This window comes from Pallidibacillus thermolactis (assembly GCF_025660415.1).
GTDB lineage: Bacteria > Bacillota > Bacilli > Bacillales > Caldibacillaceae > Pallidibacillus > Pallidibacillus thermolactis.
Map to the genome: position 1 here is coordinate 18466 of NZ_JAOUSE010000038.1, position 10933 is coordinate 29398.

The window sequence follows — 10933 nt, forward strand, 5'->3', positions numbered from 1 at the left end:
TGATTTTTTTAGTATCATAATTTAAAGAATATTAGACATATATTTTTACATCTCCAAGATTAAAAGATATAATTTAAGGATGATTAATCTTTTTATGAAAAGACTATTAGATGCCTTTTATTATTATTATTATTATTTAATAGCAATAATAATTTCATTCATTATTTCTGACGTTGTAGCTATCTACAACAATCAAACTTAGACAACTAGTGTCTGCTTAATTATCAATTTAATCATGCTTACCTTAACATATAATCGATTATTTATGAACAATAAAAACCAAATAACCATATTTGAAAAAATGATATTAATTAGCCTTCTTCTTATCATTTTTATAGGAAGTATATTAGTTATCCTTAATACCAATTATATATTTTTATAAAGGTAATTATATTGAAAATAGCACCTGCACTAATAGCAAGCACAGAACTAAAAATAGATAGTTTTGGGGGTGTTTTATCATTCCGTCATTAACTGATTTTCTAATAAATTTATTGAGACCGGTGAAAGAGCCTACTGAAAAAGAAATTAACGAAAATATTGTATTATTATTAGATTTTCCTTGGTTTAAAGAGATCTATGAAGTAGAAGATTTTCGTAAAATAATAGAAGATAATGAAGAGATTCGTACTCATATCGGGCGTACAAATGTAAAACGTTTGAAATTATATCCACGAAAACAATTACAATTGAAAAGTCAAATTGAAGAGTTGATTTTTTTGAAATTAGGAAATAAAAAAGGCTAGATCTTGTAACCATGATCTAGCCTTTTTAATTAAAAATAAGTGAACTCAACTAATTTGCTTTCTTCAAATGTTTGCTACGTAATTGTCCACATGCTGCATCAATATCCGTTCCTAGCTCTTGACGAATGACACAATTAATACCGTTTTTCTTCAATGTATCATAGAATTTTAAAATATTTTCCTTTTTACTCCGTCGATATTGGATATGTTCACTAACTGGATTATATGGAATTAAGTTAACGTAGGATAGCTTACTAATATCTTTTAATAGAGCAGCCAATTGTTCTGCTTCCTCAACATGATCGTTAACATCATCTAATAAAATATATTCAAATGTTATACGACGATTCTTTTTCGATAAGTAATATTTAATTGCTTCAAATAACTTTTCAATTGGAAATGCTCGGTTGATTTTCATAATTTGTGAACGTAATTCATTATTTGGTGCATGTAAGGAAACAGCTAAATTAACACGAAGATCTAAATCAGCAAACTTATATATTTTTGGTACGATACCACTTGTAGAAACGGTAATGTGTCTCGCACCGATCGCAAAAGCTTTTGGATGATTAATGATTCTTAAGAATGTTGTCAAATTATCAAAGTTATCAAGCGGTTCGCCAATTCCCATTACAACGACATGGCTCACTCGTTCTCCCTTTCCAAGGCCATCAAGATGACGTTGTACTTGCATAATTTGTTCAACTATTTCTCCTGCTTGCAAATCACGGTTTTTCCGTAGAATACCACTGGCACAAAAAGAACAACCAATATTGCAACCAACTTGAGTTGTTACACAAACAGACAAACCATAATGTTGTCTCATTAGTACCGTTTCAATTATATTTCCATCCTTTAGTTGAAGTAAGAATTTCACTGTACCATCTTTAGACTCTTGTTTAACTTGAACATTTAATGTGCTAATTTCAAAATTCTCTTCTAAAAGTTGAATGGTTTCTTTGTTTACATTCTTCATCTCTTGAAAGCTTGTTATCCGCTTTTTATATAACCAATCCCATACTTGTTGTGCTCGATATTGTTTCTGACCATGTTCAACCATCCAATCGGCCAATGCCTCTATTGTTAATCCATAAATGGATTGCTTATTCATAAATAACCCTCTTTCCATTCTACGTTTCATAAGTTTTATTGTAGCGAAAATTGATTAAGAATGCTAGTCGTCATCACTTATTATAATCATGGAAATTTTCAACCAAATATTCATAATGAATTACTTGACAAACCAATTTAATATGTTAATATAGAGAATGTTGATTTCAAATATTATTAATTAGCGATATTTGAAATCAAACAAAACAATTTAAGGAGTACTGCATCATGGGTTTTTTCAGTAATTTATTTGGTAAAGAACAAAGGGAGGATATTACAATGACAAAAGAAAATATTAAAATAGCATTCGTAATTGGAAGTAACCGCAATGGCCGTAACGCTGAACAAGTTGCAAAATACGTATATGAAAAAGCTCTCGCCCGTAACGATGAGGGTGTTACTTATGAATTAGTTGATATTGCGGACTACGATTTAGCATTTTTATATGATGCAAAAACAACTGAAACACAACAAGCTGCTGCAAAAGCTTGGTCTGAAAAAATGGCTTCATTCGATGGTTTTGTATTCGTTACTCCTGAATACAATCATGCACCAGGTGCTGCTCTTAAAAATGCAATTGACTATTTAAATGCAGAAGTGAATAATAAAGCTGCTGGATTCGTAGGATACGGTTCTTTAGGTGGAACACGTGCTCATGAACAATTACGGTTAATTTTAGCAGAACTGCAAGTAGCAACAGTGCGTACAGCAGTTACTTTCTCTTTAATGGCTGATTTCGAAAATATGAGCGAATTCAAACCAGCTGCTTATCATGATGAAAACATAAACGGTATGTTGGATCAACTAATTAACTGGAGCCGTGCACTTAAAACTGTTCGTTAATTCAAATAAAAAAGCCTAGGTCTTTGATGTGAACCCCAAAAGTTAAGTTTTTTACTATAACTTTTGGGGTGCTGTACTCATGCATCAGGCTTATTTTATATATATTTATGTACAATTCTTGTAACGGATTCTAAATAAGTTGTACCAAATAAATTTAAATGAACAAATAGATAGTATAGTTGATAGAGTAGTTTTCGTTCGCCATATTCTAGTGAAAGTGGCATGACTTCGTTGTAGGCTTTATAAAATTCTGTAGGAAAGCCTCCGAAAAGTTCTGTAAACGCAATTTCAAATTCATGATCACCGTAAAGAATTGAAGGATCAATTAAGTATGGAATCCCGTTTTTACCTGTCAGCCAATTTCCTCCCCATAAATCTCCGTGTAATAGGGATGCCTTACTTTTTGGTGGTATCCACTCCTCAAGCCGTTCAAGTAATCGTTCACATTTCTTTCGTATTTGAAGTGAAAGATAATTGTTTTTGTATGCACGTTGAATTTGTGGTACAAGTCGACACTCGCGATAATAATCAATCCAATTATTATAAAAATCATTCGGTTGTAACAGATTGCCGATATATGTATCTTTTGAGTAACCAAAACCAGGGCCTGTACATTGATGCATCAAGGCTAAATTTCTTCCTAATAATTCACCCGTTTTATCGGTACGATCTCCTTCAATCCATTCCATTAATAGGTATCCGAAATGATCATTTTCTTCCCGTTTAAAAACAGTTGGAACGGCAATTGTATTTGTATTTTTAATTGATTCTAATCCTATTTTTTCTAATTTAAAAAAGTGTTTAGGAGCATTTTTTCTAAATTTCATAAAGTATTGTTGTTTTTCTGTCCGCAGTAAGTAGGCCTCATTGATATCACCACCAGAAACAGGTTTCACATTTAAAAGTGTGGAATCGTCTCCAATTGATTGTAAAGCTTTTTGAAAAATGTCTTTCATTTTTATCACCACTTTTCTATCGTTCTGTCTATAACATTAATAAATATTTTGTACAATGACAATGTTTGTTTGTTGTGTTTTTGTAAAATTAAGAATATACTAAACTTAGTCATCATAAATAAGGGGGGATTTAAAAATTGAGTAAAGTTTTAATTCTTGCTGGAGATGCAGTTGAGGCTTTAGAAATTTATTATCCTTATTATCGGCTAGTTGAGGAAGGTTATGATGTAACGATTGCTGCACCTAAAAAGGAAAAATTACAAACAGTAGTTCATGACTTTACTGGTTGGGATACATATGAAGAGAAACAAGCTTACTTCATTGAACCAAATGCACTGATTAGCGATATTAAGCCTGCAGAATTTGATGCATTGCTAATTCCAGGAGGTCGAGCTCCTGAATATCTACGTCTAGATGAAAAAGTGCAATCCATTGTGAAGCATTTCTTTGCAGAAAATAAGCCGATTGGTGCGATATGTCATGCTTCACAAATATTTGAGGCTATCCCTGAAGTTATTAACGGAAGAACGTTGACTGCATATACGGCATGTAAACCTGGGGTCGAGCTTGCTGGTGGTACATATGTAAGCGACACAACTTACCATGTTGATGGAAATTTAGTTTCTGCGCATGCTTGGCCAGATTTACCTGTGTTTATGCGTGAGTTTTTAAAGTTACTTGATAAATAATCATGGGATATCGAAAAGGTCTCTTAAACTTAGTAAAGAGACCTTTTATTAATGAATTTTTTTACACTCTTAAAAGTTACGAAGATCAAGTATAGGATCAAGTAATCGGAAATCTGTTCGCTTCATAATCTCGATAATCTTGGCAGCAGTTTGATCAGGTGAACTTAACTCACCCTTTTCTTTATATTGAATAAAAGTTTCAACACGTTCAAAATCACTTTTATCTGATTGACGAATTTTTGTCTGCATATCGGTATCAATAATTCCTGGTGCAAGCGAGATGGCTTTTACCCCATAAGGTTTGTCGCGTTGTTCAACATCTATAACTCTGGTAAAATGGTCTAGTCCGGCTTTACTACTGCAATAACTACTCCATCCAGAATATGGTTTTCTACCTGCTCCTGAAGAAATATTAATTACTTTTTTGTCAATATTACTTTCTCGAAATGTATTGATAAATTCGGATGTTAATATCATAGGTGCTGTTAAATTAACGGCTATATTTTTTGCTATTTTTTCTGCTCCATTATTTTCAACCCGACCAATCGGTTCAATTATTCCTGCGTTATTGATAAGTGTAACAGACGAAGGTGAATTCTTTATTGAACCTATAATTTTATCCATCAAATTGGCAACATCAGGGAGGTTTGCTAAATCGCATTGTATAAATGTAAGAGGAACGTTTTTAGCTTTTGCAAGTTGTGTTAATTTTTCGTTCGTTGTTCTCGCAATACAAATAAGCTCATTTCCTTCAATTATTAATTGCTTTGCCAGTGAAAAACCGATCCCCTTTGAAGCCCCTGTAATAATATATGTATGCATTTATACTTCCCTCCAAAATTATATTATTTTCATTATCGCAAAAAATGTCTGTAAAATAAATGATGCTTGAAGACTAATTCGTCAAGCACGTTTTAAAGTTTTTAGGACTCAATCTTCGTAGGAGTATTTTTGTTTCAGCTTTTTTCTTTTAACATTGACATACTGTTCTCCATATCTATGCATCTTTTGGTAAGTATATTGTTTATCCATTTTGAATCCTTCGTATTCATCAGTTGTTCCGTTACTTTATTGACTTAAGATTTATTCTCTATACAATTTTATAAAAATAGGAATATATAGTAAAAATGATAAAGCTAGAAAAGTAAACGTGATTCCCATTAAAAAGTTGGCAATAGAAGAATCCAAATTAGGAAAGGCAATCAATGATAACATTGCCATATAAAAGACAGCTGTTGAGACTTTGCCGAACCACATGGCACCGTCCAGCTTTTTTCCTTTTTTTAGTAAAATGAGTCCATTGATTCCCATAAATAACTCCTTTACAACAAATAAAGCGAAAATAATCCACATGTAGTGAAATTTGAACATTAGACAAATTGCAATGGCTGCTTGCTGTAATTTATCAGCAATTGGGTCTAAGGCTTTACCAAGTTCCGTTATTTGATTAAATTTGCGAGCGATGAGACCGTCGAATAAATCTGTTAGTGCAGAAAATAGAATAATCACAGCTGCTAAGTAATAGTCCGACGTTTCATTTGCAGTTGAATATATATAAATAAAAATGGGGAGTAAAATAATCCTTATATAGGATAAACAGTTAGGTATGGTAAAAATTTCTTTAGTCGTTAATCGCAATTTATGATCCTCCTAAAGCTTGTATAATACATATTATATTATATTGGGTTTGGAAATGATTGTATTCTTTAGAATTATTTTTATAGAATATAAAATTGGTTATAAATCATAAAGGAAGAAGCTTCAATGGGACTGATCAAAATATGCGATTACTTATGTGTATAATCATTGGTTTTTGTTACGATATTTACGGTATATGATGAATGAAAAATTATTTAAATGACAATTAATATAATCTTTTAAATGGAAGAACATGCCGCTCAGTATCTTGAAATATTTATGAAACTCAAACTATGTAAAAATAAGTTAATAAAAGATGAACGATAATAAGATTAAAAACTATGATGTTGTAACTCGTTAATAAAATTTAATGATGAGTTTTTGCATAATCCACAAAACAAGAAATAAATCTGAATTCATTAACTTAAGTTTGAAATCTACGGAAAAAATATATATGTATAGATGAATGAGTTAATGAAATTGTTGAATCGTTTGTTTTGTTTCGATTATAATGAAAATACAAAAAAATAGTGATTTTTATTCACTGTTAAAATAGTAGATAGGCTTATTATAAGCAATTTACCCACATGAATCTAATCAATATTGAGAGGAGATATCAATATGGGGAGTGAAATAAAATTAAAAGAACATATTAGACAATTAGAAGAGAATTTATTAAGTCCAGAAATTCGAACGTCACGAACGGAATTAAAAAAAATACTTGCTGATAATTTTTTTGAATTTGGCAGTTCAGGTAGAGTTTTGTTTAAGGAAGAAGAAATACCAGAAGACGGAATTGGCATTGTTAAGATGAAAATGAGTGAATTTGAAATACACCGATTATCAGACGAGGTTGTATTAGCAACTTATCAAATCTTTAACGAGATTACAAACGAATATTCTTTACGAAGTTCCATCTGGAAGCAATTTGACGGTGAATGGAAGATGGTTTTTCATCAAGGAACAAAAACAAAAAATGTTTGATCAAAACTTTTTAGATAAATGTCTTTAAAAGGATCGTAGGTTATAAAATAGTTTGTTCCTTGTCAAAGAACTGTCCATAAATCAAGTCCGTAATAAATATTTAATCTCCCCTGACATAGACGAAGAGAGAATTGTATCCATTTGATTAATCTATTTAAATCAAAAACATGTTAGATGACAATATTGTATATAATATTGAAAAATTTCTTAGTTGAAGAAGTCATCTTGTGGAAATGAAAAAACTTGTATATTTGCAAAGATCACCATATGAAAAAGATAATAGTGTTTATTTATCTGTCTTGTATGAAAAAAAAGAAAAAGGGATAAGCTTTTAATTGTTAAATTAAATCCAATGGGGTGATTATGTGACACTTAGCTTAATACCATATATCATTACAAATGGAAACGGCAAAGAAGCAGTTAAATTTTATCAAGAGGCGCTAGGAGCGGAGCTATCGAATTTTCAAACTTATGGAGATCTTCCAGATAGCCCTGATTTTAAAGTACCAGAAGAGATGAAAGATCTTGTGTTGCATGCACAATTACGCATTGAAAATTCCGAGTTAATGATATCTGATAACTCCCCGGGAGAACCGTTTGAAGTGGGCTCAAATTTAACGATTGCAATTGTCCTAGATGATAAGGCAAAAGCAGAAAAAATATATGAACGCCTGCAAGCAGACGGAGAGGCTATTATGCCATTGCAATCAACGGATTGGAGTGAAGCATATGGTCAAGTTACAGATAAATTCGGAGTGAAGTGGCAAATTTCAGTAGAAAATTCAAATAACAACTAATGGTTCTCAACCTTGACATGCGAATGGTTAACATATATGATAAAATATTGTAGAATAAAATACCCGTATAATGCGGGAGAGGTTCATAGCGAAACCCTCTATAAAAAACTATGGATCATACATATTATAACCTTGTCCATAGGACAGGGCTTTTTATTTGTATCCGAAGTTAACTTCGTTATGTGAACCTCCTCCTGCACAATCAAAGGAGGATTTTTTTATGGGAAGAGAAAAACAAGAAGTATCTTTACTAGGGAATCAGGGCACAAAATATGTATACGAATATGCACCTGAACTTTTAGAAGCGGTTGAAAATAAACATTCCAATCGTGATTATTTTGTGAAGTTTAATTGTCCTGAATTTACTAGTCTTTGTCCAATAACGAATCAACCAGACTTTGCAACAATTTATATTTCTTATATTCCAGATAAAAAATTAGTAGAAAGTAAATCTTTGAAACTATATTTATTTAGTTTTCGTAACCACGGAGACTTTCATGAAGATTGTGTCAATATTATCATGAATGATTTAATTAAATTGTTAGAACCTCGTTATATTGAAGTTTGGGGGAAATTTACACCTCGTGGTGGAATTTCCATTGACCCGTATTGTAATTATGGAAAACCAGGAACAAAATATGAAGAAATGGCGAATTTCCGTATGATGAATCACGATTTATATCCTGAAAAAGTGGATAACCGTTAAATTCACAGGGTAAATGGGAGAAGGCTTCGTTATTTTTTTAAATCATTTATTGACAATTTTCCACCAAAAACAATCTTTTTTCCTGTTAAATATTATATAAATCTTTTAACATTTATTTTGAGTTTTCAACAAAACCAATATGATAAATCTAAGGATGAGAACTTGTATCAAATACATGAGTAAAATCAATTACAAGGAGTGTATTTATCTTTATCATGTTTAAGGAAAAATATGCCATATAAAAATTGTTAGTCTGGGTTACACTAAAAATAAATGAACTAACATAAGCGTTTGTTTTTAGTAAGCTCAGACTTTTTTGTGTTTAAACTCCGTTTATCAGAAAATGAAAAAGAAGGGATTTCTTTAACCTTTTCAACTCTAACCGTTCAAGTCCAATTTTTTAAATAGAATTAAGAGCTATTGTAAAATGTCGAATAAGTACTATTTTGTTGATTATACTTTTAGGAATATATTTTGATTAATGATTGATAGGGAGGATGTTTATGGAACAACAAAATCAACCTAGAACACAAGTTTTGTTAAAACATAAAGAAAACCAAAATCTCCAACAACTTGCAACGACCCTTGAAACAATAGCAAAAAAATTAAGGGAAGAACAGAAATTCGTATTTATGCAAGGAAATGAAGAAATTGTCATTAGTCCGACGGATGATATAAAAGTAGAATTTGAATATGAAGTGAAAGGAGATAAACACTCGTTTGAAATTGAATTCGATTGGTATGAAGGAGAAGAAAAAAAGACAATGAAAATTTTATAGTATAAATATTAAAAACATACTAACATTAGTAGTACAGACCTAGGCCAAGGTTTGTGCTACTATTTTTTTATAGTAGAAGTGAAGGAAGGTCGAACAGCCCCTGGGACCAAATAGAGTCCGTATTAAAAACAGACCAACTTCACATCCTTATTTGAATCAGTTTAGTATGTTGGGTCCGAAGAGACCGTGTATAAGAAAATGGAATCGATAAGGCAATGTGAAGAACTTCTATGTTTGGCTAAAAAGGAGAGGCAGAAAATATGAAACACGTAGTGGCATTTGATGTCAGTATGGGGAAAAGTACAATGGTCATTTACGACCGTTATCGTCAATGCGAATATGAGGGTGAAATAACCCATAACCGTTACTCTTTCGAGAAATTAAACGAAACCCTTATATCTTTAACACAAAAAGATGGACAGGCACCTGATATTGTCTTTGAAGCAACAGGCGTATATTCAAAACCACTAGAACGATTCTTAGGTGATCAAGGTTATATGTATTATCGAGTTAACCCACTCGAAGCGAATATTCAAATGGCTTCAATGAGGAGACAAAAAACAGATAAAAGCGACGCTCATGAACTTGCGAAAACTCACTTTAGAGCTGAACGTGAACAAACTTATCAAGAAGAGGAATATTATAAACAAATGCGTGCAATGACGAGATATTATGATGAATTAAGTAGTGAAATGACGCATTTATATAGTCGTTTACATGCGATTCTACAATTGAGTTTTCCTGAGTTAGAAAAGCTATTCAGTAAACGTTCTGCTTTATTTTTAAATGTCGTTCAATTATACTCTCATCCGGATCATGTGTTAGTTTGTTCAAAAACAGTGATTCGTAATCGTTTAAAAGCCAACACAAGAAAAAACTTATCATTGGCACGTGCTGAAGAAAAAGGGATCGCTTTAATCGAAGCAGCAAAAGAAGCGTATCCAGCAATTTCAAAAGATGATATTCGCTGTGAACAAGTGCGGGATTATGCCAAACGGATTGCAGACTTGAAGGAGAAAAGAGATCAACTTGTCCAAAAGATGGTTAAATTATCGAAAGATAAACAAGAGTATCAGATTTTAATTTCATTTCCAGGAATCGGAGAAACGACTGCAGTTCGTTTAATTGGAGAACTAGGAGATATTCGACGATTCAAAAACCATAAACAACTGAATGCTTACGTCGGTATTGATATTATGAGATATCAATCTGGGAATACCTTTTATAAAGACAAGATTAATAAAAGAGGAAATAACAAACTTAGAAAGATTCTATTTTACATGATCCAGACCATGATCCAACTACGGAAAAATACACAAAATCATATTGTAGATTATTATGATAAATTAAAAACGCAACCCCAGAGGAAACCTCATAAAGTTGCGTCCATAGCATGCGTGAATAAGTTCTTGAAATCGGCTTATCACCTTATCACACATAATCTGAAATACGATTACGAAAAGGCAACAATGCATCAGTAATCGTAAGTAAGATTATATCACAAAGACCTGGCGAAAAAAATGGAAATCGTGAGGTCTATTTGTCATGCGAAAATTTATTTTGGGGCTGTCCGAAAAGTCAATTTTTAATTGACCTTCGGTCTAGCCCTTTTGCTATTTAATGGTACAAAAAAATCGTCCTTTTTTGTAGAATGAAGTTGAGGAGACAACATTCAACAGAAAGGA

General features: G+C 31.9%; 12 protein-coding genes and 1 riboswitch. Of the genes, 8 read left to right on the forward strand and 4 right to left on the reverse strand.

Annotated features, from left to right (window positions below; genetic code table 11):
- Positions 1-503 precede the first annotated feature (503 nt).
- Positions 504-746 (forward strand): hypothetical protein, encoded by a 243-nt coding sequence (locus tag OEV82_RS11645; protein WP_173659230.1) that lies wholly within the window; start codon positions 504-506, stop codon positions 744-746.
- Positions 747-795: 49 nt separating this feature from the next.
- Here OEV82_RS11645 and rlmN read toward each other — a convergent pair whose 3' ends face one another.
- A complete protein-coding gene (gene rlmN / locus OEV82_RS11650; RefSeq protein WP_173659228.1) occupies positions 796-1857 on the reverse strand; it encodes a 23S rRNA (adenine(2503)-C(2))-methyltransferase RlmN in 1062 nt (353 codons plus the stop codon).
- 278 nt (positions 1858-2135) lie between these two features.
- On the opposite strand from rlmN, the gene OEV82_RS11655 reads away from it, so the two are divergent.
- Entirely contained in the window at positions 2136-2699 is a 564-nt protein-coding gene (locus OEV82_RS11655) for an NADPH-dependent FMN reductase (protein ID WP_263061972.1), read from the forward strand.
- A 95-nt stretch (positions 2700-2794) separates the two neighbouring features.
- On the opposite strand, the gene OEV82_RS11660 is transcribed toward OEV82_RS11655, so the two are convergent.
- On the reverse strand, positions 2795-3661 hold the full coding sequence (locus OEV82_RS11660; RefSeq protein WP_173659254.1) for a fructosamine kinase family protein: 867 nt from the start codon (positions 3659-3661) through the stop codon (positions 2795-2797).
- Positions 3662-3792: 131 nt separating this feature from the next.
- On the opposite strand from OEV82_RS11660, the gene OEV82_RS11665 reads away from it, so the two are divergent.
- Complete coding sequence (locus tag OEV82_RS11665; RefSeq protein WP_173659224.1) at positions 3793-4344, forward strand: DJ-1/PfpI family protein; 552 nt, start codon at positions 3793-3795, stop codon at positions 4342-4344.
- Positions 4345-4413: 69 nt separating this feature from the next.
- On the opposite strand, the gene OEV82_RS11670 is transcribed toward OEV82_RS11665, so the two are convergent.
- Both OEV82_RS11670 and OEV82_RS11675 read right to left on the reverse strand, forming a co-directional pair.
- Positions 4414-5166, reverse strand: coding sequence for a (S)-benzoin forming benzil reductase (locus tag OEV82_RS11670; protein WP_173659222.1), 753 nt, complete (start codon positions 5164-5166; stop codon positions 4414-4416).
- A gap of 261 nt (positions 5167-5427) precedes the next feature.
- The gene (locus tag OEV82_RS11675) at positions 5428-5982 is read right to left on the reverse strand and encodes a CDP-alcohol phosphatidyltransferase family protein (protein WP_173659220.1); all 555 of its coding nucleotides are present in this window, start codon (positions 5980-5982) and stop codon (positions 5428-5430) included.
- 621 nt (positions 5983-6603) lie between these two features.
- On the opposite strand from OEV82_RS11675, the gene OEV82_RS11680 reads away from it, so the two are divergent.
- The 5 genes from OEV82_RS11680 (at position 6604) to OEV82_RS11700 (ending at position 10729) form a co-directional block, all read left to right on the forward strand.
- Positions 6604-6966 carry a nuclear transport factor 2 family protein gene (locus OEV82_RS11680; protein ID WP_263061973.1) on the forward strand — a complete coding sequence of 121 codons (363 nt, stop codon included), beginning with the start codon at positions 6604-6606 and terminating at the stop codon, positions 6964-6966.
- A 365-nt stretch (positions 6967-7331) separates the two neighbouring features.
- Entirely contained in the window at positions 7332-7763 is a 432-nt protein-coding gene (locus OEV82_RS11685) for a VOC family protein (RefSeq protein ID WP_263061974.1), read from the forward strand.
- Between the two features lie 72 nt (positions 7764-7835).
- A riboswitch (PreQ1 riboswitch) is annotated at positions 7836-7881 on the forward strand.
- Between the two features lie 102 nt (positions 7882-7983).
- Positions 7984-8469 carry a preQ(1) synthase gene (gene queF / locus OEV82_RS11690; RefSeq protein ID WP_173661343.1) on the forward strand — a complete coding sequence of 162 codons (486 nt, stop codon included), beginning with the start codon at positions 7984-7986 and terminating at the stop codon, positions 8467-8469.
- Between the two features lie 503 nt (positions 8470-8972).
- The gene (locus OEV82_RS11695) at positions 8973-9248 is read left to right on the forward strand and encodes an amphi-Trp domain-containing protein (RefSeq protein ID WP_173661341.1); all 276 of its coding nucleotides are present in this window, start codon (positions 8973-8975) and stop codon (positions 9246-9248) included.
- Between the two features lie 260 nt (positions 9249-9508).
- Complete coding sequence (locus OEV82_RS11700; protein WP_263061975.1) at positions 9509-10729, forward strand: IS110 family RNA-guided transposase; 1221 nt, start codon at positions 9509-9511, stop codon at positions 10727-10729.
- Positions 10730-10933 lie beyond the last annotated feature (204 nt).

Coding starts and splice junctions, on each gene's coding strand:
- OEV82_RS11695 (WP_173661341.1), top strand. CDS start 8,973: ATGGAACAACAAAATCAACCTAGAACACAAGTTTTGTTAAAACATAAA.
- OEV82_RS11655 (WP_263061972.1), top strand. CDS start 2,136: ATGACAAAAGAAAATATTAAAATAGCATTCGTAATTGGAAGTAACCGC.
- OEV82_RS11670 (WP_173659222.1), bottom strand. CDS start 5,166: ATGCATACATATATTATTACAGGGGCTTCAAAGGGGATCGGTTTTTCA.
- OEV82_RS11700 (WP_263061975.1), top strand. CDS start 9,509: ATGAAACACGTAGTGGCATTTGATGTCAGTATGGGGAAAAGTACAATG.
- OEV82_RS11680 (WP_263061973.1), top strand. CDS start 6,604: ATGGGGAGTGAAATAAAATTAAAAGAACATATTAGACAATTAGAAGAG.
- queF (WP_173661343.1), top strand. CDS start 7,984: ATGGGAAGAGAAAAACAAGAAGTATCTTTACTAGGGAATCAGGGCACA.
- rlmN (WP_173659228.1), bottom strand. CDS start 1,857: ATGAATAAGCAATCCATTTATGGATTAACAATAGAGGCATTGGCCGAT.